At 68.1% G+C, this 17,257-nt stretch carries 17 protein-coding genes; 12 read left to right on the forward strand and 5 right to left on the reverse strand.

Going from position 1 to position 17,257, the window contains the following annotated elements; all coding sequences use genetic code 11:
• The first annotated feature begins 24 nt into the window (after positions 1 to 24).
• The 3 genes from CVV72_RS33755 (at position 25) to CVV72_RS33765 (ending at position 3,398) form a co-directional block, all read left to right on the forward strand.
• Positions 25 to 1,308, forward strand: coding sequence for an MFS transporter (locus tag CVV72_RS33755; RefSeq protein WP_219148008.1), 1,284 nt, complete (start codon positions 25 to 27; stop codon positions 1,306 to 1,308).
• 24 nt (positions 1,309 to 1,332) lie between these two features.
• A complete protein-coding gene (locus CVV72_RS33760; protein ID WP_219148009.1) occupies positions 1,333 to 1,917 on the forward strand; it encodes a DUF3558 family protein in 585 nt (194 codons plus the stop codon).
• 95 nt (positions 1,918 to 2,012) lie between these two features.
• A complete protein-coding gene (locus CVV72_RS33765) occupies positions 2,013 to 3,398 on the forward strand; it encodes an APC family permease (protein ID WP_219148010.1) in 1,386 nt (461 codons plus the stop codon).
• A gap of 3 nt (positions 3,399 to 3,401) precedes the next feature.
• Here CVV72_RS33765 and CVV72_RS33770 read toward each other — a convergent pair whose 3' ends face one another.
• The 3 genes from CVV72_RS33770 to CVV72_RS33780 are packed head-to-tail and all read right to left on the reverse strand — an operon-like array spanning position 3,402 to position 5,619.
• On the reverse strand, positions 3,402 to 4,229 hold the full coding sequence (locus CVV72_RS33770) for an MBL fold metallo-hydrolase (RefSeq protein ID WP_125684020.1): 828 nt from the start codon (positions 4,227 to 4,229) through the stop codon (positions 3,402 to 3,404).
• Positions 4,226 to 5,056: an MBL fold metallo-hydrolase gene (locus CVV72_RS33775; protein WP_219148011.1), complete on the reverse strand. Its 831-nt coding sequence runs from the start codon at positions 5,054 to 5,056 to the stop codon at positions 4,226 to 4,228. Before CVV72_RS33775 ends, CVV72_RS33770 begins: the two co-directional genes overlap by 4 nt.
• On the reverse strand, positions 5,056 to 5,619 hold the full coding sequence (locus tag CVV72_RS33780) for a TetR/AcrR family transcriptional regulator (protein ID WP_219148012.1): 564 nt from the start codon (positions 5,617 to 5,619) through the stop codon (positions 5,056 to 5,058). Before CVV72_RS33780 ends, CVV72_RS33775 begins: the two co-directional genes overlap by 1 nt.
• Positions 5,620 to 5,734: 115 nt before the next feature.
• On the opposite strand from CVV72_RS33780, the gene CVV72_RS33785 reads away from it, so the two are divergent.
• Complete coding sequence (locus CVV72_RS33785; protein ID WP_219148013.1) at positions 5,735 to 6,520, forward strand: aminoglycoside adenylyltransferase domain-containing protein; 786 nt, start codon at positions 5,735 to 5,737, stop codon at positions 6,518 to 6,520.
• Here CVV72_RS33785 and CVV72_RS33790 read toward each other — a convergent pair.
• Positions 6,497 to 8,005: a fatty acyl-CoA synthetase gene (locus CVV72_RS33790; RefSeq protein WP_219148014.1), complete on the reverse strand. Its 1,509-nt coding sequence runs from the start codon at positions 8,003 to 8,005 to the stop codon at positions 6,497 to 6,499. The genes CVV72_RS33785 and CVV72_RS33790 overlap by 24 nt on opposite strands.
• Positions 8,006 to 8,056: 51 nt before the next feature.
• On the opposite strand from CVV72_RS33790, the gene CVV72_RS33795 reads away from it, so the two are divergent.
• From CVV72_RS33795 to CVV72_RS33810, 4 genes are all read left to right on the forward strand, one after another.
• On the forward strand, positions 8,057 to 8,962 hold the full coding sequence (locus tag CVV72_RS33795) for an aldose 1-epimerase family protein (RefSeq protein ID WP_219148015.1): 906 nt from the start codon (positions 8,057 to 8,059) through the stop codon (positions 8,960 to 8,962).
• Positions 8,962 to 9,447: a GNAT family N-acetyltransferase gene (locus CVV72_RS33800; protein ID WP_370641980.1), complete on the forward strand. Its 486-nt coding sequence runs from the start codon at positions 8,962 to 8,964 to the stop codon at positions 9,445 to 9,447. The genes CVV72_RS33795 and CVV72_RS33800 overlap by 1 nt, the downstream gene beginning before the upstream one ends.
• A gap of 11 nt (positions 9,448 to 9,458) precedes the next feature.
• Entirely contained in the window at positions 9,459 to 10,688 is a 1,230-nt protein-coding gene (locus CVV72_RS33805; protein ID WP_219148019.1) for an amidohydrolase, read from the forward strand.
• Positions 10,689 to 10,756: 68 nt separating this feature from the next.
• On the forward strand, positions 10,757 to 11,326 hold the full coding sequence (locus CVV72_RS33810) for a hypothetical protein (protein WP_219148021.1): 570 nt from the start codon (positions 10,757 to 10,759) through the stop codon (positions 11,324 to 11,326).
• Positions 11,327 to 11,454: 128 nt separating this feature from the next.
• On the opposite strand, the gene CVV72_RS33815 is transcribed toward CVV72_RS33810, so the two are convergent.
• Positions 11,455 to 12,600, reverse strand: coding sequence for an acyl-CoA dehydrogenase family protein (locus CVV72_RS33815; RefSeq protein WP_219148023.1), 1,146 nt, complete (start codon positions 12,598 to 12,600; stop codon positions 11,455 to 11,457).
• Positions 12,601 to 12,703: 103 nt separating this feature from the next.
• Between CVV72_RS33815 and CVV72_RS33820 the strand changes: the two genes are divergently transcribed.
• The 4 genes from CVV72_RS33820 to CVV72_RS33835 all read left to right on the forward strand — a co-directional run bounded on the left by CVV72_RS33820 (position 12,704) and on the right by CVV72_RS33835 (position 17,250).
• Positions 12,704 to 13,288, forward strand: coding sequence for a TetR/AcrR family transcriptional regulator (locus CVV72_RS33820; protein WP_219148025.1), 585 nt, complete (start codon positions 12,704 to 12,706; stop codon positions 13,286 to 13,288).
• A gap of 48 nt (positions 13,289 to 13,336) precedes the next feature.
• Positions 13,337 to 14,278 (forward strand): carbohydrate kinase, encoded by a 942-nt coding sequence (locus tag CVV72_RS33825; RefSeq protein ID WP_219148027.1) that lies wholly within the window; start codon positions 13,337 to 13,339, stop codon positions 14,276 to 14,278.
• A 192-nt stretch (positions 14,279 to 14,470) separates the two neighbouring features.
• On the forward strand, positions 14,471 to 15,787 hold the full coding sequence (locus CVV72_RS33830) for a citrate synthase (RefSeq protein WP_091598543.1): 1,317 nt from the start codon (positions 14,471 to 14,473) through the stop codon (positions 15,785 to 15,787).
• Between the two features lie 113 nt (positions 15,788 to 15,900).
• A complete protein-coding gene (locus CVV72_RS33835) occupies positions 15,901 to 17,250 on the forward strand; it encodes a deoxyribodipyrimidine photo-lyase (protein WP_219148029.1) in 1,350 nt (449 codons plus the stop codon).
• The last annotated feature ends 7 nt before the right edge of the window (positions 17,251 to 17,257 follow it).

Below are 17,257 nucleotides of genomic sequence, written 5' to 3' on the forward strand. Positions count from 1 at the left end.
TTAGCGCGGCTAAGCTGTCGGGTTGTGAGTGACGACGTGGGGGTTGACCAGCGCAAAGGTGTTCGCAAGCTGTTCGGCTCGATCGTCGTCGACACCCGGCCACTCAAGATCCCCGCCTTCCGCCGTCTGTGGCTGTCCACCGCGGTCACCGCCGTCGGCAGCCAGCTCACCGCCGTCGCGGTCCCCAAACAGGTCTTCGACCTCACCGGCTCGTCGGCCTACGTCGGCCTGACCGGTCTGGTCGCGCTGGTCCCGCTGCTCGTCTTCGGTCTCTGGGGCGGCGCCATCGCGGACGCCGTCGACCGCCGCAAGCTCCTGCTGGTCACCAATGTCGGGGTCACGCTCACTTCGGCGGTCTTGTGGCTCCAGGCGTTCCTGAACCTCGGTTCCGTCTGGCTGGTCCTTGGCCTGCTCGCGGTCAACCAGGCGTTCTTCGCGATCAACATGCCGACCCGCGGCGCGGTCGTCGCCCGGCTGGTCCCGGACAACCTGATCGCGCCCGCGACCGCGCTGAGCAGCACGATGTCCACCTTCGGCGCGGTCTTCGGCCCGCTGCTCGCCGGTTCGCTGATCCCGATCCTCGGCCTCTCGACCCTCTACCTGATCGACGTCGTCGCGCTGACCTTGACCCTCATCGCGGTCTACAAGCTCCCTCCGATCCCGCCGCTCGGCGAGATCGCGCGGCGGGCCGGGATCCGCGACATCATCGACGGCTTCAAATACCTGGCGACACAGAAGATCCTGCTGGCCTCGTTCCTCGTCGACATCATCGCGATGGTCGCGGGCATGCCGCGCGCGCTGATCCCGGAGATGGCGGAGCGCACCTTCGGCGACCCGCCCGGCGGCGGCCCGGCGCTGGGCTGGCTGTACGCCGCGCTCCCCGCGGGCGCGATGCTGATCGGCCTCTTCTCCGGCTGGTTGACCAGGATCCGCAAACAGGGCGTCGGCGTGATCGTCTCGATCTGTGTCTGGGGCGCCGCCGTCGCCGGGTTCGGGCTCGCGAACTCGCTGTGGCTCGCGGTGTTCTTCATGGCGCTCGCCGGCGCCGCCGACATGGTCAGCGCGATCTACCGCATGTCGATCCTCCAGCTCGCCACCACCGACGAGATGCGCGGACGGCTGCAGGGCGTGTTCACCGTCGTCGTCGCGGGCGGCCCGCGGATCGCCGACCTCACCCACGGCTGGGCCGCCGCCGGTGTCGGCACGGCCGCCGCGGCCTCCGGTGGCGGAGTGCTGGTCATCGTGCTGGTCATCGGCGCGGCGCTGCTCATCCCGTCGTTCTGGCGGTACCGGGCCCCGGTGGACTGAGCCGTTCGGTCTATCGTCGGGCCCATGCGTATTTCACGGGCGATCATCCTGTTCGCCGCTGTCATCGCGACCCTTTCCGCCTGTTCGTCCGGGGACGAGAAGACGGACAACGCGGCCAAGCCGTCGAGCCAGGCTCCCGCTCCTTCCGCCGCGCCGAGTTCCTCGGCCGCTCCCACCGGTGGCGCCGGCGCGAAGGACCCCTGCGCACTGCTGCCCGCCGAGGCCGTGGGCAAGGCGGTCTCGATCCAGGGTGTGACGTCGGCGCCGGGTCCGGTGCAGGACAACGCCGCCAACGGAGGCAAGGCCAAGAGCTGCGTCTACTCGGCCGCCGGCAAGCAGATCGGCGCGCTCGCGGTGACCCGCTTCGAAGGCAACAAGATCAAGCCCGCCGAGATGGTCGCCGCGCTGAAGAAGGCCAAGCAGAACGCGAAGGACGTCGCCGGTGTCGGCGACGGTGCCATCTACTACACCGACGAGAACAAGACCGCGACGCTCGCGTCGGCCGAACTCGTGGACAACGTCCCGGTGCTGGTCAACTACACCGGACCGCTGAAGATGACGCAGGAAATGATGCTTCCGCTGGTGAAGACCGCGGTCGACGCGAACTGAGGGAATTACCCAAAGGCGTGCTTCGTCAACCCGTGACGAAGAACTGACCAAACCGGACTGTCGGCCCCAGAGGTGATACGGCACACTCTTGCCGCATGGCGGACACGACGACAACAGAACAGGCCGGCCCGGCCGGCCAACCGAGCCTCAAGCGGGTGATGGGTTCCAAACTCCTGCTGTTCTTCGTGGTGGGGGACATCATCGGGACGGGCGTCTACGCGCTCACCGGACAGGTCGCCGGCCGGGTGGGCGGCGCGCTTTGGCTGCCGTTCCTGATCGCGTTCGTGGTCGCGATCATGACCGCGTTCAGCTACCTGGAACTGGTCGGCAAGTACCCGCAGGCGGCAGGGGCCGCGCTCTACGCGCACAAGGCGTTCAAGCTCCGCTTTCTCACCTTCATGGTGGCGTTCGCGGTGATGTGCTCGGGGATCACGTCGGCCTCGTCGGCGGCGAAGGCCTTCGGTGACACCTACCTCAAGGAATTCATCACCGCGCCGATGCCGCTGGTGGCGATCCTGTTCGTGATCGGGCTCGCGCTGATCAACTTCCGCGGGGTCTCCGAATCGGTGAAGACCAACGTGGTGCTGACCTGCATCGAGATCGGCGGTCTGCTGATCATCATCGGGGTCGGCGTGTGGGCGGTGCTGAACGGCAGCGGGGACGCGTCGCGGCTGGTCGAGTTCGACACCGAGAACCAGACGATGCTGGTGGCGATCACCTCGGCGACGTCGCTGGCGTTCTTCGCGATGGTCGGTTTCGAGGACTCGGTGAACATGGCCGAGGAGTGCAAGGACCCGATCCGGATCTTCCCGAAGGCGATGCTGTGGGGCATGGTCATCGCCGCGACCATCTACATCCTGGTCTCCGTGACCTCTTCGCTGCTGGTGCCCGCCGACGAACTGGAGGCCGCCAAGAGCAGCGCGCTGCTGAAGGTGCTCGACGTCGGGGCCCCCGGGTTCCCGCGCGAGATCTTCTCCGCGATCGGTCTCTTCGCGGTCATCAACTCGGCGCTGATCAACATGCTGATGGCCAGCCGCCTGCTCTACGGGATGGCGAACCAGCGGATCATCCCGAAGCAGCTGGGCACCGTGCACCCGTTCCGCCGCAGCCCGTGGGTGGCGATCGTGTTCACCAGTGTCATCGCCATCGGCCTCGTGTCCTTTGTGGACATCAGTGTGCTCGGCGGTACGACGGCGTTGCTCCTGCTGGCGGTGTTCGCCATCGTCAACGTCGCCGTCCTGGTCCTGCGCAAGGAGAAGGCGGCGCACCGGCATTTCCGCGCGCCGACGATCATCCCGGTCCTGGCCGCGATCTTCTGCCTCTACCTGGTGACGCCGCTGTCCGGACGGCCCGCGCGCGACTACAAGGTCGCCGCGATCCTGCTCGGCGTCGGTATCGTGCTGTGGGGGATCAACTGGCTCGTCATGCGGGCCACGCACAAGGAAGAGGACCGGCAGCCCATCGAGCCGCCGGTCGGCTGACCCTCAACCGCGGCTGAGCGACTGGTACTCCACCGGGCTGTGGGCCGAGAACACGGTGACCTCGTCGGCGTGTTCTCGGCTCAGCTCCCGCAGCCGCTCGACGTTCTCCAGCCGCGGTTTGCGCAGGGTCTGCACCATGTTCTGGAACGCGGTCATCCCCGGCGGGCAGTGCGGCTTCACCGGATCCAGCTGACCGTGGAAGAAATACGCGTCGCCCGCGTGCAGCAGCCAGCCGTCGCCGGTGTCGACGGCCACCCCGGTGTGGCCCTTGGTGTGCCCCGCGAGCGGTACCAGCAGGATCTCCGGCGGCAGGCCCTTCAGCTCGCGGACGGCCTGGAAACCGAACCAGTCGTCCCCGGCCTCGTCGTACATGCTCCACAGTGGACGGTGGGCGAACTGGTTGGCGCGGAACCGCAGCTTCTCGCTCTGGTTGGCCGGTGAAGTCGCCGCGTCGTGCTCCGCGGTGCGGACGTGCACGACGGCGTTCGGGAAATCCGCGAGCCCGCCCGCGTGATCGACGTCGAGGTGCGTGCAGATGATGTGCCGGACGTCTTCGAGCTTGTGGCCGAGCGCTTCGACGTGGTGCGCCGCGGTCTCCGTCTCGACCGGTTTCGCGCCGACCATGATCGTGAACGGCGTGCCGAGCCACGCGCCGGGATTCTCGACGCCCTTGCGGCCGAAACCGGTGTCCACCAGTACGAGTCCGTCGCCGGTCTCGATGAGCAGGCAGTGCGCCACCAGCTCCGAGCGGCGCAGCAGGCCGGGCTGGCCGTCGAGCAGCTTGCCGCCCGGTGCGCGCATCGTGCCGCAGTTCAGGTGGTGCACCTTCATAGCCTGCTCCTCTGGCTGAGCCGTTCGAATGCGGTGGCGTCGTGCGCGGCGAAGACCGTCACCTCGTCACCGTTGTTACTGACAAGTTCGCGCAGCCGGCGCTGGTTGTCCAGTCGTGCGGTCTTCTCCGTCTGCATGTACGACTCGAAGAAGCCCAAGGCCGGAGGGATGTGCGGCTTTCGTTCCAGCTCGCCGCCGTGGAAGACGGCGTCACCGGCGTTGAGGAGCCAGCCGTCACCCGTGTCGACCGCGACGCCGGCGTGCCCGCGAGTGTGCCCGGCGAGAGGGATGATCAGGACGTCCGGGACGCCTTCGAGTTCGCGGACGGCGTCGAAACCGAACCACGGCTCGCCGTCGGCTCGGTACGACCTCCACAGTGGACCGTGGCTGAACTGGACCTTCCGATAGCGGCTCGCCTCCTTGCGGTCGATCGGCTTCTCCAGTGCCTGGAGTTCGCGATCGTGGACGTGGACCCGCGCCTGAGGGAAGTCGACGAGCCCGCCCGCGTGGTCGAGGTCGAGGTGGGTGAGCACGATGTCGCGCACGTCGGCCGGGTCGAAGCCGAGCTTGCGGATCTGGGTGGTGGCGCTGAGGTCGTCGTCGCTGTCGGGGTGGACCAGCCGGACGAAACCGGCGCCGAGCCATTCGACCGGACGGGTGACGGTCGGCGTTCCGACGCCGGTCTCGACGAGCACGAGCCCGCTGTCGGTCTCCAGCAGAAGACAGTGGCAGATCAGCTCGGCGCGACGGAACAGGCCGGGCCTGCCGTCGATGAGTTTGCCGCCGATCGGCCGCATGGTTCCGCAGTTCAGGTGATGGACGCGCATCAGGACAGCTCCCGTTCGAGGGTGGCACGGAGGTGAGGGGCGATCGCGCGCAGCGGCGCGGTGTCGTGCAAGGTCTTGGCCAGCAGCAAACCGCCCTCGATGGCGGCGAGGACGACGGTGGCCAGGTGGTCCGCCTTGTCGGTGCCGAGCGCGTCGGCGATGACGGTGTGCCAGGACCTGTAGCCATCGGCGCAAGCCTGACGGATCGCCTCGCTGTCCCCCGACGCGTCGAGCGCGACCGTCGCGAGCGGGCAGCCGCGCTGGAAATCCGACTCCTCCAGCGAGGTCGCCAGCGCCTCGACCACGTTCTCGATCCCGGTGACGATGTCGGGCGCGTTCGCGGCGATCGTGCGCAACTGATCGCAGAGCCGGCCGGCGGATTGGCGGATGGCCTCGGCGGCCAGCTGTTCCTTGCCGCCGGGGAAGTGGAAGTAGAGCGATCCCTTGGGCGCGCCGACGGCGGCGACGAGCTGGTTGAGCCCGGTGGCGTGGTAACCCTGCTGGTGGAAGAGCTCGGCGGCGGAGTCGAGCATGCGCTGCCGGGTGTCGGTGCGGCGGACCATGCGGCCGACTGTAGCCCAAACTATGACGACCGGTCTAGTAAGTTGCGCGGGACTCGTGAGTGGCAAGGACGGTTAGAACCGTCCTTGCACTCACGAGTCCGGTAGCGTCCGGCTCGTGTTCACGCCCTATGCCGAACTCGACCAAGTCCTCACCGATCTGGTCGCTTCAGCTCGCGAGATCCTCGGCGACACCTACGTCGGTGCGTACGTCCAAGGCTCCTTCGCGCTCGGCGCAGGTGACCTCCACAGCGACTGCGACTTCATCATCGCGACCACCGAACCGCCGAGCGGCAGGGCCGAAGCGGACCTCCGCGTGCTCCACGACGAACTTCCCACCAGGGACGGCTTCTGGTGCAAGGAGATCGAGGGCTCCTACGCGGACATAGCGTCGCTGAAAACCAGCCAGGGCCTCGGCATCCTGTGGCTGTACTGCGACCACGGTCATCGTGTCCTGATCTGGGACACCCACTGCAACAGCCTCCACACGCGCTGGATCCTGCGTCATCGCGGCATCGTGCTCGACGGCCCGCCGATCGCGAGCCTGGTCGACGAACCGCCACCGGACGCGATGCGCGCGGCGATGCGCGACGAACTGCACGGCCTGGTCGACGGCGTCCGGGCGTGGGCGCCCTTCGACGTCGCGTGGACCCAGCGCTACCTCGTGTCTACCTGTTGCCGCGTGCTCTACACGCTGCGCACGGCCGAGGTCGAGTCGAAGCGCGGCGCGCTCGAATGGGCGCGCGAGAACCTCGATCCGCGATGGCGGCCGTTGCTCACGCAAGTGCTTCAGGATCGCGAACTCGGCTGGGACCCGGAAGATCCGCCGCGTCCGGGCAGCCTCGAAGCGGCCTGTGAGTTCGCCGCGTACGCCGAAACGCTAGCCGCCGATCGCGGACGCTGACCCGCCGAACTGTTGCCGCAGCTCGCGTTTGAGCAGTTTCCCGGACGCGTTCTTCGGCAGTTCGCCGACGAAATGCACCGACTTCGGCACCTTGTGCGCCGCCAGCGACTTCTTGGCGAACTCGATCAGTTCCGGTTCCTCGACGGGTTCCTTCGCCACGACGACCGCCGAGATCGCCTCGATCCAGCGTTCGTGCGGCAGGCCGACGACGGCGACTTCCGCGACGGCTGGATGCGCGTACAGCGCGTCTTCCACCTCGCGCGACGCGACCAGGACGCCACCGGTGTTGACGACGTCCTTGATGCGGTCGACGACGAACAGGTAACCCTCCTCGTCCTGGCGCACCAGGTCACCGGAGTGGAACCAGCCGCCCGCGAACGCCTCCACCGACTCCTCGGGTTTGCCCCAGTAACCGGTGCACAGCTGGGGAGAGCGGTACACGACCTCGCCGAGCTCGCCCGGCGGGAGGTCGTTCAGCTCGGCGTCCACCACCCGTGTCTCGACGAAGAGGACCGGGCGGCCGACGGAATCCGGCCGCGCGTCGTGCTCTTCCGGCCGCAGCACTGTCGCGAGTGGACCGATCTCCGACTGGCCGAAGCAGTTGTAGAAACCGACTTCCGGCAGCCGTGAGCGCAGTACTTTCAGGACCGGGACCGGCATGATCGACGCGCCGTAGTAGGCCTTGGTGAGGCAACTCAGATCCGCGTCCGCGAGACCGGGATGGTTCGCGAGTCCCACCCAGACGGTCGGCGGGAAGAACAGGGAAGTGATGCCCTGGCGGGGAATCCGCGCGAAGATGTCGCCGAGGTCGGGCGACTCGACGAGATGGTTCGTCGCGCCGACGGCCAGGCCGGGCATGAGGAAGACGTGCAGCTGGGCCGAGTGGTACAGCGGCAGCGCGTGCAGCGGCACGTCACGGTCGCTCAGGTCGAGCGCCGCGATGCAGGACGAATACTCGTGCACCAGCGCGCGGTGAGTGAGCATCGCGCCCTTCGGCCGCGAGGTCGTCCCGGACGTGTAGAGCAGCTGGACGAGGTCTTCGTCCGCGACCCCGGACTCCTCGTGCGGCGCGACGGTTTCGTCCAGCGCCCAGTCCAGGACGTCCAGTGTGGACACGTGCTCGACGCCGACGTGCTCGGCCAGCGCGGGGTCGACGAAGGCGACGGCGGGTTCGGACTGCGTGAGCAGGTACTCGAGTTCTTCACCGCGCGCGTTGAAGTTCACCGGCACGTGCACCAGCCCGGCCCGTGCACAACCGAGGTACAGCAACAGGTACGCGTCGGAGTTCTTGCCGAAGGCCGCGACGCGGTCACCGTGGACGAGCCCGCGGCCGAGCAGTTTCGCCGCGACCCGGCCCGCCGCGCGGTCGAGCTCCGCGTACGTCCACACGCGATCGGCGAAGGTGAGCGCGATCCTGCCCGGGACGCGTCGCGCGCTCCGTTCCAGGACTCGGCCGACGGTGCTGGGGTAGCCGGGAACGGTCATCGCGGCGGTCTCCTTCGTCCGGGCCTGGCATTCCCACAGTAACCTCGTCGCATGGCCAATCCCACCGGAGAGCAGTTCGAGATCACCCGCGGCAACGCGCGCGCCGTCGTCACCGAGATCGGTGCCGGGTTGCGCGCGTTCGAGGTCGGCGGCGTGCCCTACGTCGAGGCGTTCGCCGAGGACGAGAAGCCGCCGAAGGGCGCCGGGCAGGTGCTGCTGCCCTGGCCGAACCGCACCAAGGGCGGCCAGTGGGTGCACCAGGGTGAGAAACAGCAGCTCCCGATCACCGAGGAGGCGCGCGGCAACGCGATCCACGGCCTGACCAGGCACGAGGAGTGGGAGCTTCTCGAGCACGCGGAGTCGTCGATCACGCTGGCCATCGACGTTCCGGCGCAGGAGGGCTGGCCGGTGCCGCTGCGCGCGACGATCACCTACGAGATCTCGCCGCGCGAACTGGTCGTGACGCACGAGATCCGCAACGAGGGCGAGAGCCCGATCGGCGTCGGGCTCGGCACGCACCCCTACTTCCGCATCGGCGACGTGCCCACCGACGAGCTGACCCTGACGCTGCCCGCGAGCCGGGTCCGCCCGTATCGCGGCGACGAGCAGATGCCGTATGCCGACGAGCAGGACGTCGAAGGGACCGAGTACGACTTCCGGTCCGGCAAGGTGCTCGAAGGCGTCGACCTCGACACGGCATTCGGCGGGCTGAGTGTCGCCGAGGACGGCAACCACCACCACGTCCTCTCGCACGGGGAGCGGGAGCTGCTGGTCTGGGCCGGGCCCGACTTCCGCTGGGCGCAGGTGTTCACCCCGGACGACCTGGTCGGCCGCGGCCGGGCGGTGGCGATCGAGCCGATGACCTGTCCCGCCGACGCGCTCAACACCGGCACCGACCTGATCGACCTGGAGCCCGCGTCGTCGTGGACCGGGAGCTGGGGAATCCGGGTGCGCTGATGGAGGCGCCGCTCCGGCTCGGCCCTGTGGACGCGGGTGAAGTGCTGACGCTGCAACGTGCGGCGTACGTCCCGGAGGCCAGGGAGCACGAGAACCTCGACCTCCCGCCGCTGCTGGAGACCTTCGAGCAGGCCAAGGAGGCCCTGGGCGACCCCGCGTGTTTCGCCTGGGGCATCAGGGAATCCGGGCGGCTGGTGGCGAGCGTCCGGATCGTCGTGGACGGCGAGGCCGGTCTCGTCGGCAGGCTCATCGTGGCCCCGGACCGGCAGGGCCACGGCCTCGGCAGCTCGTTGCTGCTCGCCGCCGAGGCCGCCGCGCCGCCCTCGGTGACCGTGTTCCGCCTGTTCACCGGGGAGCGGAGCGCCGGTCCGCTGCGGATGTACCGAAAACTCGGCTACGTCGAGACGCATCGCACGCCCGAGAAGCACTACGAACTCGTCCATTTCGAAAAGCCCCGCGTGCGGCCCGGTGGCCCAGTTCGTTAGCGTGTCAAAGTATGTCTGACAAAGCACAGGTCAAGGCCATCGTCGGTGGTTACGTCGTCCCGGTCGACGGTGATCCCATCGACGGCGGCACGGTCCTCATCGAGAACGGGAAGATCGCCGCGGTCGGCACGGACGCCGACGTCGACGTCCCCGACGACGCCGAGCTGATCGACGCCGCGGGCAGCTGGGTGCTGCCCGGGTTCATCGACGCGCACGCCCACCTCGGTGTCCACGAGGACGGCGAAGGCTGGTCGGGGAACGACACGAACGAGATGACCGATCCGAACGGCGCGCGATTCCGGGCGATCGACGGCATCGACCCGTACGAGCCCGGCTTCGACGACGCGCTCGCGGGCGGCGTCACCAGCGTCGTCATCAAGCCCGGCTCCGGGAACCCCATCGGCGGGCAGACGATCGGCGTCAAGACCTGGGGCCGGACCGTGCTCGACATGATCTTCGCCGAGGGCGTCAGCGTGAAGAGCGCGCTCGGCGAAAACCCGAAGCGGGTTTACGGCGAGAAGAAGCAGACGCCGTCGACCAGGCTGGGTGTCGCGTCGACCATCCGCGACGCGTTCACCGCCGCCCGCAACTACGCCGCCCAGCGCGACCACGCCGCCGGCGAGGGCAAGCCGTTCGACGTCGACCTGACCAAGGAGACGCTGGCCAAGGTCCTCGACGGCGAGCTGTACTGGGACCAGCACGTCCACCGCGCCGACGACATGGTGACCGCGATCCGGCTGGCCGACGAGTTCGGCTACAAGCTGGTGATCAACCACGGCACCGAAGGGCACCTGATCGCGGACCTGCTCGCCGAGCGGGACGTGCCGGTGATCCTCGGCCCGCTGTTCACCACCAAGTCCAAAGTGGAGCTGCGCAACCGCACCCTGCGCGCGCCCGGGATCCTCGCCAGGGCGGGTGTGCGGATCGCGATCACCACGGACCACCCCGTCGTGCCGATCAACTTCCTGGTGTACCAAGCGGCGCTGTCGGTGAAGGACGGCCTCGACCCGGAGACCGCGCTGAAGGCGCTGACCGTCAACCCGGCCGCGATGCTAAACCTCGACGACCAGGTCGGCGCGCTGAAGCCCGGCCTCGACGCCGATGTGGTCATCTGGTCGGGTGACCCGCTGGACGTGATGAACCGGGCCATGCGCGTGTTCGTGCGCGGGCGCGAGGTCTACCACTTCGACGAGGAAACCGGCGTCGGCGTCACCGAGGAACGGCGTTACCGCGAAGGCTGACGTCGGCCTTGCCAGGACGGACCTACCTGTGCTCTCATGTGTGACACACTGGGGAGGGTGTGTAACACATGAAGCGCTGGGTTCTTGTCCTGGTAATCGGCTTCGGCTTCTTGGGTGTCTGCCTGTTGTGGGCGACCGAAGACTCGAGTGCCATCAAATGCGACGGCAGGCTCATGTCGTACGGCGACGTCTGCGAGACCACCAAGGGTGGCCGCACCGTCCGTACGGAGACCTACGACCAGATGAAGAAGGGCGCCGAAACCCGCGAGAGGGCCTTTCGAAACCATGGTCTGTGGGTGGGCGGGGTCGGGGCCGGGCTGACCGGGCTGGGCGCGACGATGCTGATCCGCAGGAAGCGTCGCGCGTCGCGGGCCGGTGTGGCGGCGCCGCAAGGTGGACAGCCGCAGCCGCAATGGCAAGCGCAGCCCCAGTGGCAGGCTCAGCCGGGTTTCCCGCAGCAGCAGGGTTTTCAGCAACCGCCGGGTTTCCCGCAGCAGGGTTTTCAGCAGGCGCATGGCGCACGATTCCAGCCCCCGCCTCAGCCCCAGTGGCAGCCCGTGCCGGGGCAGCAGCCTTACCCGCCGCAGGCCGGTCCGCCGCCACAGCAGTTCGGCCCGCCGGGGCACGGAGACTCGTGACCGCTGGCGCTCTTGACCGATCATCAAGTCCGTGAAGGCCTCCTTGAGGGACCCAGGGTCCCTCAAGGAGGCCTTCACGGACCGAGCTTGGGGATCAGTTGGCCGCTCACGTGTATCAGCGCGGAGTGTCAGCCTTTCCGGAGTTCTCGCGCGATCACCATGCGCTGGATCTGGTTCGTGCCCTCGAAGATCTGCGGCACCTTCGCCTCCCGCATGTACCGCTCCACTGGGAAGTCCTTCGTGTACCCGGCGCCACCGAGGACCTGTACGGCGTCGGTGGTCACCTTCATCGCGCCGTCGGTCGCGACGAGCTTCGCGATCGACGCCTGCCGCTGGAACGGCAGCCCGCGGTCGCGGCGCCGGGCGGCGTCGAGGTACATCGCGCGAGACGTCTCGACGGTCGCGGCCATGTCGGCCAGCAGGAACTCCAGCCCCTGGAACTCGATGATCGGCCGCCCGAACTGCGTGCGGCCCTTCGCGTACTCGAGCGCCTCATCCAGCGCGGCCTGCGCGAGCCCGACGGCGCAAGCGGCGATGCCCAGCCGTCCGGAGCTGAGCGACGACAGCGCGATCTTTAGCCCCTGGCCCTCCTCGCCGATCCGCCGGTCGGCGTCGACGGCGGCGTCTTCGAACATCAGCTGCGCCGTGGTCGACCCGGTGAGGCCCATCTTCCGCTCGGGCGGCGCGGCCGACAGGCCCGGCGTCGCCGCGTCGACGAGCAGGCAGGAGATGCCCTGACCGCCGTCGTCGCTGGTGCGCACCATGGTCGTGTAGAAGTCGGCCTCACCCGCATGGGTGATCCACGCCTTCGTGCCGTTCACGACGTACTGGTCGCCGTCGAGCCGTGCGCGGGTCGAGAGGGCGGCCGCGTCCGAGCCGGCGTGGGTCTCCGAGAGTGCGTACGCGCCCAGCAAGCCGCCTTCCAGCATCGAGGGCAGCCAGCGGTCGCGCTGCTCGTCGGTGCCGTGGTGCGCCAGCGCGAAGCAGGACATGGTGTGCACGGAGAGCCCGACGCCGACCGACATCCACGCGGCCGCGATCTCCTCCAGAACCTGCAGATACACCTCGTACGGCAGCTCGCCGCCGCCCCAGCGTTCCGAGTACGGCAGGCCGAGCAACCCCGCCTGGCCCAGCAACCGGAACTGCTCGCGCGGGAACTGCGCGGTCTCCTCGTACTTGCTCGCGATCGGGGCGAGCTCCTCGCGCGCGATCTCCTTGGCCAGGTCGATCAGATCCTGGGCCTCGGTGCTGGGCAGCAGACGGTCCGCCGGCATGGCTCCTCCGAGCTGAGCTGTACTAAAAACAGTACTGTGGGCTGATTCAGCGTACAGTAGACGGCGCTGGGGGGATACCGTTCGCGTAGGGGATAGTGATCCGATGACCTCGCGCCGCCAGCCCACCGCGCGTCAGAGAGCGCTGCTCTCGGAACTCGAAGCGGTCTTCCTCGCCGAAGGGTTCTCCCAGTTCACGCTGGACGACCTGGCCGCCAGGCTCCACTGCTCGAAGTCGACCCTCTACGCGCTGGCGCCCAGCAAGGAGCAGCTCGCGGTCAAGGTCGTCACCCACTTTTTCAAGGGTGCCGCCGAGTTGCTGGAGGAGCGGATCGACGGGATCGACGACGCCCGCAAGATCCTCGGGGAGTACCTCGCCGGGATCTCCGAGTACCTGAATCGCGCTTCGGCCGCTTTCATGACCGACATCGCCGAATTCGCGCCGGCGCGGGACGCGTATCAGCTCAACAGCCGTGTCGCGGCCACCCGGATCCGGTCGTTCATCGATCGCGGCGTCACCGACGGTGTTTTCCGTGAGGTGCACGCGCGGCTGATCGCGGAAATGGCGGGACTGATCATCGAGGGAATCCAGACCGGTGTCATCGGTCAGCGCACCGGGGTGACCGACGCCGAAGCGTTCACCGCTTTGTCGGAAGTGCTACTCGGCGGCCTTGAGCCCAAAATGTCCTGAAATGACAATTCTGGTGGTCTCACCACCGTCTCGGCTAGCATCGCGCCCGTGATCGTCGTAGGTGGAGAGGCGCTGGTCGACCTCGTTCCCGGTGCCCCGTTGGATTCCACTGTGGACGGTGGGTTGCACGCGCTGCTGCCCCGGATGGGTGGTGGTCCCTACAACGTCGCGCTCGCCGCCGGGCGGCTCGGCGTCCCGGCGGGCTTCCTCTCCCGCGTCTCGAACGACCGCTTCGGGGTCGCGCTGGTGGACCGGCTGCACGCCTCCGGTGTCGACACCACCTTGCTGCAGCGGGGAAACGAGCCGACGACACTCGCGGTGGTCGCGCTCGATGAGAAGGGGTCCGCGCGGTACACCTTCTACACCGAGGGCACCGCGGACCGGCTGGTCGCCGATCCCGGCCCGCTGCCGGAGAATGTGACGGCGCTCTCGCTCGGCACCCTCGGCATGGTCCTGGAACCGGGCGCGAGCACGTACGAAACCGTGTTGCGCCGCGAATCCGCCCGCGGCGTCCTGACCGTGCTCGATCCGAACATCCGTGCGGCGCTGATCACCGATCCGGCGGCCTACCGGGCGAGGTTCGAGTCCTGGCTGCCGCATGTCCGCCTGCTCAAGATCTCCGACGACGACACGGAATGGCTCGCCGAGGGCGCCGACCCGGTCGACGCGGCAAAGGTCTGGACCTCTTGCGGGGTCGATGCGGTCGTGCTCACCAGGGGCGCGCAGGGGTTGTCCGTCATCACACGAGCGGGCGAAATCGCGCAGGTCCCGTCACGCCGGGTCGAGGTCGTCGACACCATCGGCGCCGGCGACACCGTGCAGGGTGCCCTGCTGGCGTGGCTGTACTCGAACGGGGTGCGCGACTTGTCCACTCTCGACGCCGCCGGCTGGCGTACGGCGCTCGAATTCGCGGCGAAAGCGGCGTCGATCACCGTCTCGCGGAGCGGGGCGGAACCGCCGACGGCGGGCGATATGGCATCCGCCGTGTGAACCTGGTCCCAAAGGGGCTGTTGTGAGCAACTCACCCGCTGCGCGTTGACCCCATTCTCGACTAGCGTAGAGGGGAATTCATACCCCAGCGGGGCGGTGTGCAGCGAGGCCGTGGGTCACGCGCGTGAAAGAGGGCGTACCTGTGGAACCTACAGGCGCCGCCGGCCCGTGCTGAACGTGAGAGGGACTTACATGTCCGACGCGACGACGGCTGCGGGGCAGTCCGGCGAGACCGCGACGCTGCGCCTGCCCAACGGCGAGCACGAGTTCAAGGTGATCCACCCGGTCGAGGGCGCGCCTGGCATCGAGCTGGGGAAGCTGCTGGCGACGACCGGGTACATCACCCACGACCCGGGGTTCGTGAACACCGGCGCCGCGTCCTCGGCCATCACCTACATCGACGGTGACGCCGGCATCCTGCGCTACCGCGGGTACCCGATCGAGCAGCTGGCCGAGAAGTCGACCTTCATCGAGGTCTCGTACCTGCTCATCTACGGCGAGCTGCCGACTCAGGCTCAGCTGGAGGAGTTCACCGGGAAGATCCAGCGGCACACCCTGCTGCACGAGGACCTCAAGGCCTTCTTCAGCGGCTTCCCGCGCGACGCGCACCCGATGCCGGTGCTCTCCAGCGCCGTATCCGCGCTGTCGACCTTCTACCAGGACTCGCTCAACCCGTTCGACGAAGCGAACGTGGAGCTGTCCACCATCCGCCTGCTGGCCAAGGTCCCGACCCTGGCCGCGTACGCGTACAAGAAGTCCGTCGGCCAGCCGCTGCTGTACCCGGACAACTCGCTCGGCCTCGTCGAGAACTTCCTGCGGATGACCTTCGGCTTCCCGGCCGAGCCCTACGAGGTCGACCCGGACGTCGCCAAGGCGCTCGACCTGCTGTTCATCCTGCACGCCGACCACGAGCAGAACTGCTCGACCTCGACCGTGCGCCTCGTCGGTTCCTCCGAGGCGAACCTGTTCGCCTCGATCTCGGCCGGTATCAACGCGCTCTTCGGCCCGCTGCACGGTGGCGCCAACAGCGCGGTCCTGGACATGCTCGAGGGCATCCAGGCCGAGGGCGGCGACGTCGCGAACTTCGTCACCCGCGTGAAGAACAAGGAAAAGGGTGTCCGCCTGATGGGCTTCGGGCACCGGGTCTACAAGAACTACGACCCGCGCGCGAAGATCATCAAGAACACCGCGGACGAGATCCTCTCCAAGCTCAAGGGCGGCGACCAGCTGCTCGACATCGCGAAGAAGCTCGAAGAGACCGCGCTCTCGGACGACTACTTCATCGAGCGGAAGCTGTACCCGAACGTCGACTTCTACACCGGTCTGATCTACCGGGCGCTCGGCTTCCCGACCAAGTACTTCACCGTGCTGTTCGCGCTCGGCCGCCTGCCGGGCTGGATCGCGCACTGGCGCGAGATGATCCAGGACCCGGCCACCAAGATCGGCCGCCCGCGGCAGATCTACACCGGCTACGCGTCGCGGGACTACGCGCCCATCTCGGAGCGCTGATCCCCCTCTCTCAAGTGCGATGAAGGACGCTTTCATAGCAAAATTTGCTATGAAAGCGTCCTTCATCGCATCCGGGCATGCAGGGGGAGGCGAGGGCGTTTAGGGTTCCGAGAGTGACCAGAGAAGCCCCCGTAGTGCTGTGGTTCCGTCGCGACCTCCGGCTCGGAGACCACGCCGCCCTGCTGGAGGCCTCGAAGCACAGCAAGCACGTCCTCGCGCTGTACGTCCTCGACGACGCGCTCCTCAAGCCCTCCGGAGCCCCGCGCGTCGCGTTCCTGCACGGCTGCCTGAAGGCGCTGGACGATCAGCTCGGCGGACGGCTGATGCTCGTCAAGGGCGACCCGGCCGAGCAGGTCGTCAAGGCCGCGCGCGAGATCGGCGCCGCGGCGGTGCACGTCAGCGCGGACACCGGCCCGTACGGCCGCCGCCGCGACGACGAGGTCGAGAAGGCGTTGGCGGAGCACGACATCGCGTGGGTGGAGACAGGTTCGTCGTACGCGATAACGCCGGGCCGTGTCACCAAACCCGACGGCGATCCTTATCGCGTGTTCACCCCGTTCTACCGCGCGTGGGTGCGCCACGGCTGGCCGCGGCCCGCGGACACCGGTAAGTCCATAGTGGACTGGGTGGAGCCGCCGCGATCCGTCAAGCTCCCGAAGTCCCCGTCGCTCAAGGGAATGGAACTGCCTGAGCCCGGTGAGAAAGCGGCGCTGGAACGCTGGCACGAGTTTTTGGACGACGGCCTCGAGACCTACGACGAGGACCGTGACCGGCCGGATCGCCCCGGTACGACAAGGCTTTCGCCGTACCTGCGCTGGGGTTGCGTCCACCCGCGCACCCTGCTGGCCGATCTCGCCGGGAACGAGGGAAACGGCGCCAAGGCGTTGCGCGGCGAGTTCGCCTGGCGCGAGTTCCACGCCGACGTCCTCTGGCACCGTCCCGAAACCGCGCGGAAGAACTACGATTCCCGCTTCGACGCCATGGAACACGAGAGCGACGACGAGGCTTTCCGGCGGTGGTGCGAGGGGCGCACCGGATTCCCCATCGTCGACGCGGGGATGCGGCAGCTGCTCGCCGAGGGCTGGATGCACAACCGCGTCCGGATGATCGTCGCGAGTTTCCTGGTCAAGGACCTGCATCTGCCGTGGTGGCTCGGCGCGCGGCATTTCATGAAACATCTGGTGGACGGCGACCTCGCCTCGAACCAGCTGAACTGGCAGTGGGTCGCGGGCAGCGGCACCGACGCCGCGCCGTACTTCCGGATCTTCAACCCGACCACGCAGGGGGAGAAGTTCGATCCCTCGGGCGACTACGTCCGCCGCTACGTTCCCGAACTCCGCTCCGTGCAAGGCAAAGCCGTGCACAAACCGAAGGACGTCAAGGACTACCCGGCGCCCATGGTCGACCATGCCCACGAACGCCAAGTCGCCCTGGAGCGCTACGGCGCCATCAAAGGTTCCTGAACGCGCG

The organism is Amycolatopsis sp. TNS106 (genome assembly GCF_019330265.1).
Lineage (GTDB): Bacteria > Actinomycetota > Actinomycetes > Mycobacteriales > Pseudonocardiaceae > Amycolatopsis > Amycolatopsis lurida.